The following is a 16,782-nucleotide window of genomic DNA, read 5'->3' as shown; positions in this document are numbered from 1 at the left end:
GAACATGAGCACATCTGCCTATAAAGTGCCCGCTTCCTTTGAAAGCGTACATATCCTGGTGGTTGGCGATGTCATGCTGGACCGTTACTGGTTCGGCGAAGTAAGCAGGATTTCGCCAGAGGCGCCGGTGCCGATCGTACGGGTCGAAAAACGTGAGGAACGCCTCGGCGGCGCAGCCAACGTCGCGCGCAATATCGCCACTTTGGGCGGCAGCTCCGGCTTGTTGGGGGTGGTAGGTCAAGACGAAGCTGGCGATACCGTCGACAGCATGCTGGCAGAAATGGGCGTCAGCAGTTTCCTGACTCGCGATCCGGCCATCTCGACCATCATCAAATTGCGCGTGATAGGCCGCCAGCAGCAATTGCTGCGCATCGACTTCGAGGAAGCGCCGACCGATGCCGTATTGCGCGACAAGCTGACCCGTTTCAATACTTTGCTGCCGCAATATCCGGTAGTGGTGCTTTCCGATTACGCCAAAGGCAGCCTGGTCAACGTCGCCGAAATGATCGCTGCCGCCAGGCAAGCCGGCAAGTGCATTCTGGTCGATCCCAAGGGCGACGATTTCTCGCGCTATGTGGGGGCAACTGTCCTGACGCCGAATAAATCGGAGATGAAGCACATTGTCGGCAACTGGAAGAGCGAGGAAGAGTTGACGCTCAAAGCGCAAAACTTGCGTGAATCGCTGCAACTCGAGGCGTTGCTGTTGACGCGCTCGGAAGAAGGAATGAGCTTATATACCGCGAAGGAAATTCGCCATTTTCCTGCCATGGCGCGCGAGGTATATGACGTCTCCGGCGCTGGCGATACCGTGATTGCCACCCTGGCAGTGATGCTGGGAGCAGGATTGCCGATTGCCGACGCCGTTGCGCTGGCGAACCGTGCCGGCGGCATCGTGGTCGGCAAACTCGGTACGGCAACCGTCAGCCGCGAAGAGTTGCTCGGGTAGCATTTCATTATTGGGACGTGCCGCTCTTGGCTAAGTCAAGTCTTGTTTGTGGTGTAAAAGTCAATTTTCCACGTGTCGGTGATTATAATTAATTGGACGTTTTCGCGTCTGATTGATCATTTGAATCACCAATACATTCATGGGAGAAAGACGAAATGCTGAAAAAATTATTGCTGATAGCCGGCCTGTTGATGGCCACCACCAGTTTTGCTCAGGTCGATGTCAACAAGGGCGATCTGAGCGCCCTGGACAGCGTAAAGGGCATCGGTTCCGCTACCGCTAAACGCATTGTCGACGAGCGCGGCAAAGGTGGTAACTTCAAGGACTGGGCCGATTTTGAAAGCCGCGTGCCAGGCATTGGCGACAAGAAGTCGGTCAAGTTATCACAGGCCGGCTTGCTGGTGAACGGTAAGCCGAAGGCGGGTGGAGAGGCCGCAACAGTACCTGCCACCGCATCTGCCACTACCCCCGCCACTGCACCTGCCAAGATTACGGCCAAGCCGGCAGCCAAGTAGGTGTCCCGGAAGCTACCGCTTCAAATCCAGGCAAATAAGCCATGAAGCGCCTGCTTGCCCCGTCCGTATTTCGGGGCCTTTTCTTTTCAAGACTGCTTGTGCGCTTGCCGGGCACTATTTTGCCCGGTTTGTCAGGCTTTCATACGCGTAACAAAGTCTCATATTAAAATGGGTTCTTTGCCCAAGACGCCTGCACACACTATGCCTTATCTGACTATCGAAGACACAATCGGCAACACGCCTCTGGTACAACTCAAACGTATCCCCGGCAGCGATGCCGAACAACGCAATAACGTTATCCTGGCCAAGATGGAAGGCAACAATCCAGCCGGATCGGTGAAAGACCGGCCGGCATTGTCGATGATCAAGCATGCCGAAGCGCGCGGCCAGATCAAACCGGGCGATACCCTGATTGAGGCAACCAGCGGCAACACCGGCATTGCCCTGGCGATGGTAGCTGCCATGCGCGGCTACAAGATGGTGTTGCTGATGCCGGAAAACCTGAGTGAGGAGCGGCGTCAAAGCATGGCTGCATATGGCGCCAAGATCATTCTCACCCCCAAGACCGGAGGCATGGAATATGCGCGCGACCTGGCAGAAAAAATGCAGAAAGACGGCGAAGGGCTGATCCTCGACCAGTTTGCGAATCCGGATAATCCGCTGGCGCATTATGAAACCACCGGTCCCGAGCTCTGGCGCGATACCGAAGGACGCATCACCCATTTTGTGAGCGCGATGGGGACCACCGGGACCATCATGGGTGTTTCCACCTATCTGAAGGAACAGAATCAGGCGATCCGCATTATCGGTGCACAGCCGGAAGAAGGTTCACAAATTCCAGGCATCAGAAAGTGGCCGGAAGCTTATCTGCCAAAGATATACGAGCATTCCAGAGTAGACCAGATTGAGTCGGTCAGTCAGGCCGCATCCGAACATATGGCGCGCAGACTGGCAAGTGAAGAGGGGATTTTCTGTGGGATATCGACAGGCGGTGCCTGCGAAGTGGCACTCAGGATTTCGCAGCAAGTAGAAAACGCGACGATTGTTTTTGTCGTGTGCGATCGCGGCGATCGTTATTTATCTACAGGCGTTTTCCCTGCCTGAAGCGAACTGCTTCAGGCAGGAGTTTCGGACGTTGCCGACATGCTGATTACTTCAGCTTTTCGGCTTCGATCTTGCTCTTTGGCTTGAATTGCTTGTCGCTGATACGGAATTTTTCGCGACGATCGCCCATCAAGGCACGCAACTCACGAATCGTCAGATCGCTGACTTCGTGCATACGGATCAGCAGCGATGCACCAACCGGCAAGCGGCGATGGCGAATTTTACTGATGACCGGTGGTGCTACTTCTAGCGAGCGTGAAAGTGCCGCATCATTTTTCAAATGCAACTTGTCGATCAATGAATCCAGCAGGTGATTTGGGTCATAGGTCACCTGCTCGTCGAGCTTGTTGCTGGTTGGTGCGTCTGGGGTAGTATTCATAGTCATAATCAATTGATTCCGTTATCCTAGTTGATATATGGGAAGTGTTTGTGCAATATGTACCGAACTATTACCAAGTGCACCTCCCAGTTTTATTGGCAGCCTTATAAGATTGCCGTATTTTATACTGATTTTGAGCACATATTTGTCATAAAGAAACTCCCTATCTTTTTCTTCATGGTACAGCTGATACCGCTAAGTACATTGCACAGCATGTTGTATATTATTTTGGTAACAAACAACCTACCTTTGTTTAGTGACCAAATATACAAATAAGTTGCACAAGCTCAATTTAAAATTTTCTTGTTACGATGTCTATTACTATTTAGTAACTTTCCGTAAAAAATGCAAGGAACATCGGTTTTACAACATTTTAACGTTATTAAAATACCAATAAAATTTGTTTTTGTCTATCCCTCCCTCAATACTTTCTGCCAGCCATCTAAACCCAATTGATGCAAGGTTTGCATATTCTTGCTGAATATCTCGGATGCATCCGGGAACGCATTGACTGCACGTTCGACGCTAATTTCGCGTAAAAGATGCAAAGTCGGATAGGGCGCGCGATTCGTATAGTTGCTGATGTCGTCCACGTCGGTGCCCGCGAATTGATAGTCGGGATGAAAACTGGCAACCTGGATTTCTCCATCCAGCTCAAGCTCGTCGACGGCCGCATCGGCGACATCAAGAAAATCGTTGTAGTCCAAAAAGTCGCGAAGTGCATCAGGGTGTATCAGCAAAGTGGTATCGACCACCTCCGGATCCGCCTGGTGCAGAAATTCCAGTTCCTTCATCAGGTCCGCCAACAATTCTTCCGGCGTCTGCGCTGCGCTGACGACGTAGCGAATCTGGTCCTTTATAAACACCGCCTTGGCGAAGGGACAAAGATTGAGTCCGATCACGGCGCGCTCCAGCCACAACTTGGTGTGAGCGATTACTTCGCTGGAGAATGGCGCTAGTGTTGTTGATGCAGCAGTATTCATTGGATGAGTATCAGTATTTACAAGGTGTTAAGACAAATATAGGGGCGAACCTGACGGCAACAAGCCTGCCGGCGCGCATATATGTACTCTATTCGTGCTCCATCCGGCGCAAATCGGGTTATTCTTCCGATCCCGTGATCGCTTCACACCGGGTTTGATTCAACTTATATATAACAATAGGCGTTATGGCCCTTAAAGCAACTATTTTCAAAGCCGATCTGCAAATTGCCGATATGGATCGTCATTATTATCAGGAACACGCGCTGACATTGGCGCGTCATCCTTCGGAAACTGACGAACGCATGATGGTGCGTTTGCTGGCTTTCGCCCGTCACGCATCGGCTGCTCTGGTATTTGGTAAAGGCTTGTCGGATGCCGATGAGCCCGATTTGTGGGCCAAGGATTTGACCGGTGCGATCGATCTCTGGATAGAAGTCGGCCAGCCCGATGAAAAGCGCATTCTCAAGGCTTGTGGACGGGCGGCGCAGGTGGTGGTGTACAGCTACAGCAGTACCAGCCATATCTGGTGGAATCAGATCAGCAGCAAAGTGGCACGCGCCCGCAACCTGACCGTCATCAATATTGCCGCGGCAAGCAGCGAGGCCTTGACCAGCTTCGCCCAACGCAACATGCAGCTGCAATGCACGATCCAGGATGCGCAGATCTGGCTGACCGCCGGCGACCAGACCGTGGAAGTGGAGCTTAGCGTCAGCAATCCCTGATGTTAATTGTTGTCACGCGCCACGCGTACCGCACGACCCAGATCCACCACCGACATCGCATAAAAGAAACTGCGGTTGTATTGTGTGATGGCGTAGAAATTATCGGTGCCTAGCCAGTATTCGGTCGGTCCCTGGCCATTTTGCAAGTCGACCAGGCCGAATCGCATGTCAGCCGGAGGCACTACGCCGGGCACTACGCCAGCGGCAGTTAATTCATCCAGCGAATATTTGGCTTCCAGGCCCTGGCCGATAAATACCTGCCAGCGGTTTTCGGAGCTGGTGTCGGTTGAAAGCGTCGCCGGAAAGACGATCGGCATGCCGGTTTTCCAGCCGTGCTCTGCCAGGTAGTGGGCCACGCTGCCGATCGCATCGATCGGCGAATTGCGCAAATCGATTTTTCCCTTGCCGTCAAAATCCACGCCGTACTGGCGTATGCTGCTCGGCATGAACTGCGGCCAGCCGATGGCGCCGGCGTATGAGCCTAACAAGGTAAATGGATCGATGCCCGTTTCCCTGGCGTACAGCAGGGTATTTTCCAGCTCGCCGCGGAAAAACCGCATCCGCGCCTCGCGCGTAGGCGTATTCGGATAGTCGAATGCCAGCGTGGTGATGGCATCCATCACCCTGAAACTCCCGACATTGCGGCCGTACACGGTTTCCACGCCGATGATGCCGACGATGATTTCCGCCGGAACGCCATATTGCGCTTCCGCGCGACTCAGGGCGTCGGCATAGGTATTCCAGAAATCGACGCCGGCCTGGATCCGCACCGGTTCGACGAAACGGGCGCGGTAGGCTGCCCAGTTTTTCGGTTTGCTCGCCGGCGCCGGTTTCATCAATTGGATAGCGCTGTCGATATAGCGCACCTTGTTAAACATGGTGACCAGTTCGGCGCGGTCGAAGCCATTTTTTTCGACCATCTGATCGATGAAAGCGGAGACCTCTTTCCAGTCGGCGAAATTGGCGAATTCGCCATCGTCGGCATTGCTGCTGGCTTTCCGTACCTGTACCTGTGCCTGTGCCTGGCTTTTTGCCGAAGCTGTCTTGCCGGCGGTGCTTTGCTGCGCCAGAAGATTGGGACTGGTTGAGATCGTCAGTGCGATAGCGCAAAGTTGGGCGACAGTGTGGAGACCTGGAGTTGATTTCATCGACATTGGGAGAGCAGTAATTTTAGTTGTGCCATTAAAGGCGCCGGTGGCTTATTGGCAGGGCCGTAGTCGGCGCCGTATTGCAGGGCCTCGTACAATGCCAGGAAGCGCTGGACCGCTATTTTGACAGGTGGCGTTAGTGGCGAGTTGCTTGCGCACAGCCGGCGACCGTAAGTGCCCGGCCCCTCATGCTTGTTGCGCGCCATGCCACGCCGCGCCATCTGTGCGCACAGCGAAGAGTATACAGTATCGAGCGGGTTGCTCTTGTTTCGCGCTAGCAGCAAAGGCAAGGTGACGCTGCCGACCGCCACCGTGCCGATGGCCAGCATCAGGATGATCAGGCTGCGCCAGTCGAACCCGTCAAATCCAAGCCAGCGCAGCAGGCCCATTTGCCGTGCCGGCGTGTAGTTCAAAACCCATTGGTTCCAGCCGTTGCCCAGCGCTTCCCAATTGGCGCGGAGCAGGGCGGTCGCGTCGTTCAAGCCGGACCACCAGTTGGCCTGGCCGGCAGCGCCACCTAGCAGGTTGCCAAAGAAAGAGCGCGGCAACACGTTGCTGAGCTGGGTTTCAATCCGGCTCGGCGCCACCGCTGCTGTCGGGTCGACCCTTACCCAGCCGCGTGGCGGCAACCAGACTTCAGCCCAGGCATGGGCGTCGGACTGACGCACAGTCATCATGCCATCGACCGGATTGGTTTCACCGCCCTGGTAACCGGTCACCACGCGCGCGGGGATCCCTGCAGCGCGCATCAACACCACAAAGGAGCTGGCATAATGCTCGCAAAAGCCGGCACGGCTGGAAAACAGAAAATCGTCGACGCTATCCCGGCCCAGCAGCGGCGGTTCCAGCGTGTAGCTGAATTTTTCATGTCGAAAGAAACTCAGCACTGCGCTCACAAGCGCAGCGTCGTCGGGCCATTTTTTACGCAAGTCAGCCGCAAATTCCTGAGTGCGCGGATTGAAGTCATTCGGCAATGCCAGCGCCTGTTGCAGGCTGCTGGCCGATATCTGATCTGATGGCGCGGGTTTGAGATTCGAGGTGACATCGTAGCGTACTCGTTCGTTGATCGCGCGTGCTGCGCGAATTTGATGGTCTGCCGTCAGCCTTACCGCAATGCCCTCCAGCGTAGGCGCCAGTTGCGGCGTTTCCAGTGCGAACAGCCAGCGCTGGCCATTCGCTTCCATTGTGATTTGCTGGCGCACTGCAGTTGCCGAGTTGGGATTGAGGTCGGAATCAAGGTTAGACGCGACCTGAATATGAGGCACTGTATCGACTGCAGGACGGCTTGCCTGTCCCTGAGTCCAGGTGCGGCCGTCGAAATTATTCAACACTGCGCCACGCCAGTACAACCTGGCAGGAGCGGGCGCCGCATCGATGAATTTGACGCGGAACGCAATCTCATCGGATAAAGCCAGTTGTGCGATATTCCCGGGCGCCATGCTATCCGACAAGCCTGTGCGGCCACCGTGGGCATCGCCCGGCATGCCCCACAATGGCCCCTGGATTCGCGGAAACAGCAAAAACAGAATCAGCGTCAGCGGCAACGCCATGGCCAATACCAAGGCACCCAGGCGCAGCCGCTGTTTGAGTGGCGGCACCAGGCCGGTATATTGAAACGACAGCTGTACCGTCAAGATCAGTACCAGGGTCGCCATCATCCACAGCAAGGACAGTATGGATTGCGAATAGAAAAAGCCGGTAAGCAGCAAAAAGAAACTCAACAGCAGCACTACGAACAGATCCCGCCGGGCACGCATTTCCAGTAATTTAAATGTCAGCAATAACGCCAGCATGGCTACTCCGGCATCGCGTCCGAGCAACGTGCGGAAGTCGATATAGATCCCGGCCATGGTGAGCGCCGCCAGCGGCAGCAACAGCCATAGCGGCGGCAGGCGCTGGCCGCGCACGGTGATCCAGGCGCGCCACAGCAGCAGTCCGCCGCAGATCAGCGAGGTCCACCAGGACAGATGCAAAAAATGCGGCAGCAGCACCATGGCGCAGGCGCCGAGCAGCAGCAAAGTGTCGCTCTTGTCGCGTGGCAGTGTATGCATATACGTGCTCGAGATGCGGAACAGCGGTTTGCTCTCAATCTCGGCCCTGAGCTGTTGGATCGGATGGTTGCTCATGGCGCACCTTGATACAGCGCCAGCGCGCGCAGGCAGGCGCGCTGATGGGCCGGCCCCAGCGCTGCGGCATGGACGTTGTCACCGAGGCGGAACGCATACGGCAGCTGGCGCGCTTCCGCTTCCAGTATCCACCGTGTCATGCGCGAGAGTTTGTCTTCGAGCGCCATGTCGTAAGGCAGTGCATCAAAATCAATCGATAAATCGCTGACTGCGCCGCCTTCAAACTGCTTGGTGATCAGCTTGGGATCGAGATCGGTATCCAGCCTGGCGATTTGGCGCCAGGCCAGGTGCTTGAGCGAGTCGCCGCTTTGATAGGTCCGGATCCCTGCAAAATCCTGATGCCCTGCGACGCCGTTGCCATCGCTTCTTTCGATTGGCGCCAGCGGCAGCGGCGAGGCGGATGTCGATGCTTCCGGCTGCGGGTAGACCAGGGCCCTGCTGTCCGGTTGCCAGTAACTCCAGGCGCGCAGCAAGCCAAGCGGAAAGCGCGTTTGCAAACGTATCCTGGGCGCCGGCTGCCAGCCGCGACGGGTGGTGGTGGTCGCCAGCGTCAGGTGGCTGGTGCTATGGGCGGGAACATCGGTCGCCCGTTCCATGGCAGGCAAGCCACGTCCGACGAAACCAAGCCAGATGGCATAACGGGTATGTTTGCGCCGGTTCGCCAGATGCAGCTCGAACAGCGCATCTTCGCCGGCAAATACCGCCGCTACCTTGCCGGCAGTCAGATGCAAATAGGCCAGGTTACGGAAAGTCAGGTGCATGTCGATGACAGCACAGGCAGCCAGCAGGAAGGTCAAGCCAAAGCCAAGACTCAGGTTGTAATTGATGGAACACAAGAACAGCAATACCAGCATGACGGCAAAAGCCAGCCCAGGCCGGCTCGGCACGATGAATACCCGTCGCTGGTTGAGAAAGACCTCCCCCGGTTCGGCATCGCGTAGCTGGAACAAGGACCGATCCAGCCAATCCCGGAATCGTTTGCGCAGAGAGGTCAGCATAGTGGTGATCGCAGACTGATAGCGAAGCAAGATGGTTTTAAACCGCAACCGACTTCATCAGCTGCAGCACCATGTCGCGCGCGCCGAGAGTACTGCCGGCGTGCGCTTTCAGCGGGCGCAGGCGATGCGCTGTCACCGGCACCAATACCGCCTGGACATCCTCGGGGACGACATGGTTGCGGCCTTCCATGGCAGCCCAGGCCCGGGCCGCCTGCAGCAGCGCGATTGCAGCGCGTGGGCTCATGCCTTCCGCAAACAGGCCATTTTGGCGCGAAGCGTGGGCCAACGCCTGTATGTAATCGATCAATGAGGTCGAGGTATGGATCTGCTTCAAGGCTTGCCTGGCTTCGATCAGTTCCGCGGCTTGCATCACCGGGGCGATGGATTTCAGCAAGGTGCGGCGATCTTCCCCCATCAATAACGCACGTTCGGCAGCGGCGTCCGGATAGCCCAGCGACAAGCACATCAGGAAACGATCCAGTTGCGACTCAGGCAAGGCGAAGGTGCCAACCTGATGGGCTGGGTTCTGGGTCGCGATAACGAAGAACGGCTCCGGCAGGTCGCGCGTGAAACCTTCCGCGGTGACCTGGCGTTCCTCCATCGCTTCCAGCAACGCCGATTGAGTCTTGGGCGTGGCCCGATTGATTTCATCGGCCAGCAGCACCTGGGTGAACACCGGCCCCGGGTGAAACACAAAACTGCTTTTCTCGCGGTCGAAAACCGAAATGCCCACCACGTCGGCAGGCAGCAGATCGCTGGTAAATTGCAGGCGATTGAAGCGCAGCCCCAAGGAAATGGCCAAGGCATGCGCCAAGGTGGTTTTGCCGACACCCGGCACATCCTCAATCAGGAGATGGCCGCCCGCCAGCAGGCACACCAACGCTTGACGGATCTGATGATCCTTGCCGACGACGATCTGACCGACTTGCTGTGCTACTGCGTGGATTTTTGCGAACATGGGTTTGTCTGGTAAGGGCAGCATGGTGGAGAGAGTCGGGAGAGAGAATCATACAAACTTCCCAGGAGTTAACCTAGTTCCTTTAAAGAATTATGGCGTTTTTCTTAAGGCCACCCTGATTTCCCGCCATGGATCAGGACGAAGTATGTGCATCAACTCATTTTTCTTCCGTTTCTTGGGTACACTAGGCATATTGCGGCATCATTTTCAGCATGACCTTTGGCGAGATCAATTGACTACTGCTTTCTATACTCACCCTGACTGCAAGCTGCACGACATGGGCCCAGGGCATCCGGAATCGCCGGCGCGGCTACAGGCGATCGAAGACCAGCTGATTGCCAGCCGTATCGACCAGTTGCTGGATCACCGCACCGCGCCTCTGGCGCTCGAGGATGACCTGGCGCGGGTACATAGTACCGCCATGATCGCCAGGGTACGGGAGCATAGCCTGGCTCTGGCCGGCACCGCAGGCATCTATCCGCTGGACCCCGACACGTCAGTCAATGCGCATAGCTGGCAAGCTGCATTGCGTGCCGCAGGCGCTGCATTGGCCGCGACTGACGCGGTCATCGCGGGCGACATCGACAACGCGTTTTGTGCGGTACGTCCGCCCGGGCATCACGCCACCGCACATACTCCCATGGGATTTTGCCTGTTCAATAACGTTGCACTGGCGGCTCGTCACGCGCTTGAGGTACACGGCTTGGAGCGGGTAGCGATTGTCGATTTCGATGTCCATCATGGCAATGGCACCGAACAGATTTTTGCGCACGATCCGCGCGTGTTGATGGTGAGTTTTTTCCAGCACCCGTTTTATCCGTTCAGCGGTACCGAGCCGGAGGGGAGTCATGCGCTCAATATCCCCGTGTCAGCGTATAGCGATGGCAGCGTGGTGCGGCAATTGGTGACGGAGCAATGGCTGCCGGCGCTGGAAGCGCACCGCCCGCAAATGATTTTTGTTTCTGCCGGCTTTGATGCGCACAGAGAAGACGATATGGCGCAGATGGGGCTGGTCGAGGCCGACTATACCTGGCTGACCCGGCAAATCATGCAAGTCGCCGCGCAGCATGCTCAGGGCCGTATCGTCAGTTGCCTGGAGGGCGGCTACAACCTGTCGGCGCTAGGGCGAAGTGTGGTTGCCCATATGAAAGTATTGGCCGACCTCGAATAAATGTATCGCCGCAGACCCGCCGGCGAGAGGCGAAAAGGGCTGGGCAAACCGCTGGCGGCCACCCTCTGCCATATAGCGAACGCCGTCAAGGATAAGGTAGAACCCGAGGTAGAACCGAAATAAGTCCGTACAATAGCGGTTTATTTTAGCCAGACAAGACAACGCATGTCCATACAATGGTTCCCAGGTCACATGAACGCCGCCCGCAAGAAGGCGGCGGAAGCTATGGAGAAGGTCGATCTTGTGATCGAAGTGCTCGACGGCCGTTTGCCGCAAGCCAGTTGCAATCCGATGATCGAACAGCTGCGCGTGTTTCGCCAGCGTCCTTGCCTGAAAATCCTCAATAAGAGCGATCTGGCCGATCCTGCTGTCACGCAGGCCTGGCTTGCCTATTACAACAGCCAGAAAAACGTTCATGCGGTGGCGCTGAGCTGCAAGAAACCTTCGGATGTCGCCAAGATCCCGGGTTTGTGCCTGAAGCTGGCGCCGCACCGCGGCACGCCGTTGAAGCCATTGCGCATGATGATCATGGGGATCCCCAACGTCGGCAAATCGACGCTGATGAACGCCTTGCTGAAGCGCCGCGTGGCGGCGGTAGGTGATGAGCCGGCTGTGACCAAGGTTCAGCAACGCCTGTACCTGGGTAACAACATGGTGTTGATCGACACTCCCGGCATGTTATGGCCGAAGATCGCCCACCCGAGCGACGGCCTGATGCTGGCTGCCAGCCACGCCATCGGCACCAACGCGCTGATCGAGGAAGAAGTCGCCACGTTCCTGGCCGACGAGTTGCTGATTCGCTATGCACCTTTGCTGGCTGCACGTTATGGCATCAAGACAGAAGGTATCGATGGCGTTAGCGTGATTGAAGGTGTGGCGCTGCGTCGTGGTTTTCGCCTCAAGGGCGGCGATCTTGATCTGGAGAAGGCCGCGCACACCTTGCTGCAAGACTATCGTACCGGCGCGCTTGGTCGCATTAGCCTGGAAACCCCACAGACCCGGGCCGCATTGCTGGCACGTCACCAGGAAGAAATAGCGCAGCGTCTGGCCGAGGCTAAGGCAGAGGCTAAGGCAGAGGCGGAAAGCGACGATCAAGATAATCAGGACAGTACGAGATAAGCTGCTTCAGCTCCGCAATCAACCCGCAACGACCATGTCGCTGCGGGTTTTTTATTGCGTGGGGGAATTTGGGGGCTATATCAGAGTGCCTATCGCATGGTTGCATTGACAATGAATTTTACATTTCTATCTACATCACTACATCCGGTAATGAAATAACCGGAACCACTCCTCAAGCCTCTCCATATGCTCAGGATTGCCGCGCATCCTTACCATCCATCGGCTGAAAAGGGCTATCGCACGCCATTTCATGTCTTGCAATTACGGCTATATAAAATGTTATTTATGCATTGAATTGGGTAATCGCGATTGTGATTGTCAATTTGTCGGCTGAAAATTTTATTGATTGTCGTGACATTAATTTCAAGAGACATATTTATCATTTCCATGCAGAAACACTCTGGATATTTATTTTGTTTTAGAGGGTTTTCACTATCGATATGTGAACAATTGTGACCTGTTATTTTTTTGGATTGAAAATTTTTTTCTTTTGATATAAATATTGTATATAACTAAGAATTGCTAATTTTTATAAGGGTTTTCGGCATATTTGTTATGAAAAATGGTGAGAAATCACAATTTATTTTAAGGAAGTAAGCCGTCATATATAAATTTTTTCGTTGTTTATTGGCGACTTCGGGGAACTTATTTTAATGACATAAATGCTAATTGAAATTAACATTTGCCTCGTTTTGTAAAATATGGATTTTGGACATTTATTGACGTTCAAATTGCAGCGATGGGCAATTAATTAAGCGCTCAGACGCAAAAGCATGTTGTGCAAAATGAAATGCCGCCATTCTTGCCTAAGCGTATGGCTGGTACCACCAGGTGCTGGCGATGGTCTGGTGACATTTGTGTAACAAAACGATCAGTAAGAAGAATTTAAGATGTCATTAAATGTTACTTAAAATTCAATATTGTGAACTTTAAAATATGACAAGAGCGGTACCAAAATCCGCCAGCAAGGCAATTTATCTGAGCTCCTAATTTTTCAGTCGAGATTTGAGGCAAGTGGCCAAATCACTTGAGCCTTCCATCTTTGATGCGATGAAGCTGAGTGCTCTTTGGTCAGGGAAGCGGCAAATTTTCGGGGGAAAAGATGGATAAGTTGCATCAGATGGTTTCATTCAAAGGGCTGGTCAAACTGATCTTGCTATTTGTCGTGAGCATGTCGCTTTCGGCAAGTGCGATGGCCCAATCCGCAGACGCTGCCATAAGCGTCGCGCGTCAATGGCTGACATTGGCCGATACCGATCAGGCAGGGCAGATGTGGGAGCAGAGCTCCACCTTGATGAAAAGCCAGTCAGACCGGAACACCTGGATCGGCTACATCGGCGACATGCATACGCAACTAGGCCGCTCTCTTGACGCGCGTGTCTGGCAGGCGATGGAACACCAGATCGATCACCCCGACTTGCCGCGCGGCGAGTTTGTCAGCGTCACTTTTGTGTCGGGTTACGCCAAAGCGCGTGCCTGGGAAAAGGTTGCGCTGGTCTGGCAGGACGAACGCTGGGTGCCGGTTGGCTACCAGTACGGTCCCATAGAGGCTGCCGCCAAATAGCGCCTTGCCGGCATAAGCCGCGCTGCCTTCAGATATCCCAAATTTTTGTATTTCATGTGGTCTCGCTTGCGCGATCAGTCTGATCCCGTGCCGTAAGCCGTACCACCTTTTGCATAGAGCCAGTCATGAATAAAATTTATCGCACCGTCTACAGTGAAGCACTTGGTACCTGGGTAGCTGTCTCTGAGAATACTGCCGCCCGTGGCAAGCGCAGCAGCTCGAAAGTGGGGGTAGCGGTGGCTGCGGCGATGCTGGGGGCTGCGGTATTGATGTCGCCGGCTGCGCACGCTGGATATACGGGCAATCAAACTGGTTATGGTGTTGCAAGTACTACCGGTATTGCCATTGGCGCCGGTAGTACGAACGGTACAGGCCGGGCCACAGCCAACGGCACTAACGCGGTCGCGATAGGCTACAACGCCAATGCCAATGGCGCCAACGCAATCGCGATGGGAAACTTAGCAATTGCCAGTGGCGCGAATGCGACCGCAATAGGTAACAATGCGAATGCCAGTGGTGCACAAGATAGCGCATTTGGTAACGGCGCAAGTGCAAGTGGCGGGAACGCAACCGCGATGGGTAACGTAGCTATTGCCAGTGGCTCGAATGCGACCGCGATAGGTAACAACGCGATTGCTAGTAACGCGAATACGACCGCGATAGGTACATACGCAAGTGCTAGCGGCGCACAAGATAGCGCATTTGGTAACGGCGCAAATGCAAGTGGGGGAAATTCAACCGCACTCGGAACCGGTGCCAAGGCTAGCGATACGTCCACCGTGGCGATCGGCAGCGGGGCGACTGCCTCAGTCGCCTATGCCATCGCTATCGGTAATAACTCGAGCGCATCCGCTAATAGCGCAACTGCTTTTGGTTCGGGGGCAAAAGCTAGTGCGGCAGGCGCATTTGCTCTGGGTAACGATGCCAATGCGAGTGGTGTATCGGCAGTTGCCATCGCTGGTGGGAATGGATCTACCAATGGTGGCTCAAATGCAGCCGGTGCCCAGGCGATCGCAGTCGGACAACGATCAAGCGCTGCTGGCGCTCAATCGATTGCCATTGGCGGCGGCAACGGTATCGGCACTGGCACTCTGCCTGGTGCAAGTGCCAGCGGCGCCCAGTCCATAGCTATAGGTTCAAATGCGAATGCGACTTTCGCTAACAGTGTGGCACTGGGTTATGGTTCCACCACAACGGTGGGGGCACAAACCGGTTATACCGCCTATGGTCTGACCGGAGCGCAGAACTCCTTAGGCGAAGTCAATGTCGGCAGCCGTACCGTTACTGGTGTGGCGGCTGGTATCAATTTGACGGACGCGGTCAATGTAGCTCAGCTGTCAACGGTTGCATCTTCGCTGTCGACTGGTCTGAGTTCCACCAATAGCAGCGTGACTTCGTTGTCGACTGGCTTGAGCTCGACGAACAGCAATGTGACATCGCTGTCCACTGGCCTGTCATCGACCAATAGCAACGTCACTTCACTGTCGACCGGCCTGAGCTCGACGAACAGTAACGTGACTTCGTTGTCGACTGGCCTGAGCTCGACCAACAGTAACGTGACTTCGTTGTCGACTGGCTTGAGCTCCACCAACAGCAATGTGACTTCGCTGTCGACTTCGACTTCGACGGGTCTCAGTACGTCAAGAGTGGTGGAAGCATCTTTGTCCACCGGCCTGAGCTCGACCAACAGCAATGTGACTTCGCTGTCGACTTCGACTTCGACGGGTCTCAGTACGTCAAGAGTGGTGGAAGCATCTTTGTCCACCGGCCTGAGCTCGACCAACAGCAATGTGACTTCGCTGTCGACTTCGACTTCGACGGGTCTCAGTTCCGCCAACAGCAACGTCACTTCGTTGTCGACAGGCCTGAGCTCGACCAACAGTAACGTGACTTCGCTGTCGACCGGTCTGTCGTCAACCAATAGCAATGTGACCTCGTTGTCGACCGGCCTAAGTTCGACCAATAGCAACGTGACTTCGCTGTCGACTGGCCTGAGCTCCACCAACAGCAATGTGACCTCGTTGTCGACCGGCCTGAGCTCGACCAATAGCAATGTGAGTTCGCTGTCAACCGGCTTGAGCTCGACCAATAGCAATGTGAGTTCGCTGTCAACCGGCTTGAGCTCCACCAACAGCAATGTGACTTCGCTGTCGACTTCAACTTCGACGGGTCTCAGTTCCACCAACAGCAATGTGACTTCGTTGTCGACTGGCCTGAGCTCGACCAACAGTAACGTCACTTCGTTGTCGACCGGCCTAAGCTCGACCAACAGCAATGTGACTTCATTGTCGACTTCGACTTCGACGGGTCTCAGTTCCACCAACAGCAACGTGACCTCGTTGTCGGCCGGACTGAGCTCGACCAACAGCAACGTGACCTCGTTGTCGGCCGGACTGAGCTCGACCAACAGTAACGTGACTTCGTTGTCGACAGGCCTAAGCTCGACCAACAGCAATGTGACTTCGTTGTCGACTGGACTGAGCTCGACCAACAGTAACGTGACTTCGCTGTCGACCGGCTTGAGCTCCACCAACAGCAACGTCACTTCGTTGTCGACTGGCCTGAGTTCCACGAATAGCAATGTGACTTCATTGTCAACTTCGATTTCGACGGGCCTGTCATCCACCAACAGTAACGTGACGTCGCTATCGACCGGTCTGTCGTCGACCAATAGCAACGTTGCTTCGCTGTCGACCGGAATCACGTCCCTGTCGACGGGATTGAGTTCCACAAATAGCAATGTCACTTCGCTGTCAACCGGCCTCAGCTCGGCGAACAGCAATGTGACATCGCTGTCCACTTCGACTTCGACGGGTCTCAGTTCCACCAATAGCAACGTCACTTCGTTGTCGACAGGCTTGAGCTCGACCAACAGCAACGTGACCTCGTTGTCGACTTCGACTTCGACGGGCCTCAGTTCCACCAACAGTAACGTGACTTCGTTGTCGACTGGCCTGAGCTCGACCAATAGCAATGTGACTTCGTTGTCGACTTCGACTTCGACGGGTCTTAGTTCCACCAATAGCAACGTGACTTCGCTGTCGACTGG

14 protein-coding genes are annotated in these 16,782 nt (G+C 55.0%); 8 read left to right on the top strand and 6 right to left on the bottom strand.

All coding sequences use genetic code 11. The features are described 5' to 3' along the window. Positions 1-4: 4 nt before the first annotated feature. From rfaE1 to cysM, 3 genes are all read left to right on the top strand, one after another. Complete coding sequence (gene rfaE1, locus BM205_RS22535) at positions 5-946, top strand: D-glycero-beta-D-manno-heptose-7-phosphate kinase (RefSeq protein ID WP_092417106.1); 942 nt, start codon at positions 5-7, stop codon at positions 944-946. Positions 947-1,101: 155 nt separating this feature from the next. Continuing rightward, positions 1,102-1,461, top strand: a complete 360-nt coding sequence (locus BM205_RS22530) for a ComEA family DNA-binding protein (RefSeq protein WP_092417105.1) — start codon at positions 1,102-1,104, stop codon at positions 1,459-1,461. A gap of 201 nt (positions 1,462-1,662) precedes the next feature. Continuing rightward, positions 1,663-2,565 carry a cysteine synthase CysM gene (gene cysM / locus BM205_RS22525; protein WP_092417104.1) on the top strand — a complete coding sequence of 301 codons (903 nt, stop codon included), beginning with the start codon at positions 1,663-1,665 and terminating at the stop codon, positions 2,563-2,565. Positions 2,566-2,611: 46 nt separating this feature from the next. Here the strand turns inward: cysM and BM205_RS22520 are convergent, their stop codons facing one another. Together BM205_RS22520 and BM205_RS22510 are read right to left on the bottom strand one after the other, a co-directional pair. After that, on the bottom strand, positions 2,612-2,944 hold the full coding sequence (locus tag BM205_RS22520; protein ID WP_092359910.1) for a hypothetical protein: 333 nt from the start codon (positions 2,942-2,944) through the stop codon (positions 2,612-2,614). A gap of 410 nt (positions 2,945-3,354) precedes the next feature. Next, on the bottom strand, positions 3,355-3,927 hold the full coding sequence (locus BM205_RS22510; RefSeq protein ID WP_092417102.1) for a DUF1415 domain-containing protein: 573 nt from the start codon (positions 3,925-3,927) through the stop codon (positions 3,355-3,357). A gap of 185 nt (positions 3,928-4,112) precedes the next feature. Between BM205_RS22510 and BM205_RS22505 the strand changes: the two genes are divergently transcribed. Further along, entirely contained in the window at positions 4,113-4,649 is a 537-nt protein-coding gene (locus BM205_RS22505; RefSeq protein ID WP_092417101.1) for a YaeQ family protein, read from the top strand. A 2-nt stretch (positions 4,650-4,651) separates the two neighbouring features. On the opposite strand, the gene mltB is transcribed toward BM205_RS22505, so the two are convergent. The 4 genes from mltB to BM205_RS22485 all read right to left on the bottom strand — a co-directional run bounded on the left by mltB (position 4,652) and on the right by BM205_RS22485 (position 9,879). After that, on the bottom strand, positions 4,652-5,803 hold the full coding sequence (gene mltB / locus BM205_RS22500; RefSeq protein WP_092417100.1) for a lytic murein transglycosylase B: 1,152 nt from the start codon (positions 5,801-5,803) through the stop codon (positions 4,652-4,654). Then, the gene (locus tag BM205_RS22495) at positions 5,794-7,848 is read right to left on the bottom strand and encodes a transglutaminase TgpA family protein (protein WP_254784014.1); all 2,055 of its coding nucleotides are present in this window, start codon (positions 7,846-7,848) and stop codon (positions 5,794-5,796) included. Before BM205_RS22495 ends, mltB begins: the two co-directional genes overlap by 10 nt. A 71-nt stretch (positions 7,849-7,919) precedes the next feature. Continuing rightward, positions 7,920-8,921: a DUF58 domain-containing protein gene (locus tag BM205_RS22490; RefSeq protein ID WP_092417131.1), complete on the bottom strand. Its 1,002-nt coding sequence runs from the start codon at positions 8,919-8,921 to the stop codon at positions 7,920-7,922. A 37-nt stretch (positions 8,922-8,958) separates the two neighbouring features. Continuing rightward, positions 8,959-9,879: an AAA family ATPase gene (locus BM205_RS22485; protein WP_092417098.1), complete on the bottom strand. Its 921-nt coding sequence runs from the start codon at positions 9,877-9,879 to the stop codon at positions 8,959-8,961. A 232-nt stretch (positions 9,880-10,111) separates the two neighbouring features. Here BM205_RS22485 and BM205_RS22480 point away from each other — a divergent pair, with 232 nt between their 5' ends. From BM205_RS22480 to BM205_RS22465, 4 genes are all read left to right on the top strand, one after another. Next, complete coding sequence (locus BM205_RS22480) at positions 10,112-11,050, top strand: histone deacetylase family protein (protein ID WP_092417097.1); 939 nt, start codon at positions 10,112-10,114, stop codon at positions 11,048-11,050. A gap of 165 nt (positions 11,051-11,215) precedes the next feature. Next, entirely contained in the window at positions 11,216-12,169 is a 954-nt protein-coding gene (gene ylqF, locus BM205_RS22475) for a ribosome biogenesis GTPase YlqF (RefSeq protein WP_092417096.1), read from the top strand. Between the two features lie 1,102 nt (positions 12,170-13,271). After that, the gene (locus tag BM205_RS22470) at positions 13,272-13,733 is read left to right on the top strand and encodes a DUF4019 domain-containing protein (protein ID WP_092417095.1); all 462 of its coding nucleotides are present in this window, start codon (positions 13,272-13,274) and stop codon (positions 13,731-13,733) included. Between the two features lie 125 nt (positions 13,734-13,858). After that, positions 13,859-16,782, top strand: a 2,924-nt coding sequence (locus tag BM205_RS22465) for an ESPR-type extended signal peptide-containing protein (protein ID WP_256381770.1), incomplete at its 3' end; no start/stop codon positions are given.

Source organism: Collimonas sp. OK307 (genome assembly GCF_900113705.1).
GTDB lineage: Bacteria > Pseudomonadota > Gammaproteobacteria > Burkholderiales > Burkholderiaceae_D > Collimonas.
Note: the sequence above shows the minus strand (reverse complement) of the source record. Positions and strands in the feature narration are given on the sequence as shown.

Coding starts and splice junctions, on each gene's coding strand:
- BM205_RS22505 (WP_092417101.1), top strand. CDS start 4,113: ATGGCCCTTAAAGCAACTATTTTCAAAGCCGATCTGCAAATTGCCGAT.
- cysM (WP_092417104.1), top strand. CDS start 1,663: ATGCCTTATCTGACTATCGAAGACACAATCGGCAACACGCCTCTGGTA.
- rfaE1 (WP_092417106.1), top strand. CDS start 5: ATGAGCACATCTGCCTATAAAGTGCCCGCTTCCTTTGAAAGCGTACAT.
- ylqF (WP_092417096.1), top strand. CDS start 11,216: ATGTCCATACAATGGTTCCCAGGTCACATGAACGCCGCCCGCAAGAAG.
- BM205_RS22495 (WP_254784014.1), bottom strand. CDS start 7,848: ATGCATACACTGCCACGCGACAAGAGCGACACTTTGCTGCTGCTCGGC.
- BM205_RS22470 (WP_092417095.1), top strand. CDS start 13,272: ATGGATAAGTTGCATCAGATGGTTTCATTCAAAGGGCTGGTCAAACTG.
- BM205_RS22530 (WP_092417105.1), top strand. CDS start 1,102: ATGCTGAAAAAATTATTGCTGATAGCCGGCCTGTTGATGGCCACCACC.
- BM205_RS22490 (WP_092417131.1), bottom strand. CDS start 8,921: ATGCTGACCTCTCTGCGCAAACGATTCCGGGATTGGCTGGATCGGTCC.
- mltB (WP_092417100.1), bottom strand. CDS start 5,803: ATGTCGATGAAATCAACTCCAGGTCTCCACACTGTCGCCCAACTTTGC.
- BM205_RS22485 (WP_092417098.1), bottom strand. CDS start 9,879: ATGTTCGCAAAAATCCACGCAGTAGCACAGCAAGTCGGTCAGATCGTC.
- BM205_RS22520 (WP_092359910.1), bottom strand. CDS start 2,944: ATGAATACTACCCCAGACGCACCAACCAGCAACAAGCTCGACGAGCAG.
- BM205_RS22510 (WP_092417102.1), bottom strand. CDS start 3,927: ATGAATACTGCTGCATCAACAACACTAGCGCCATTCTCCAGCGAAGTA.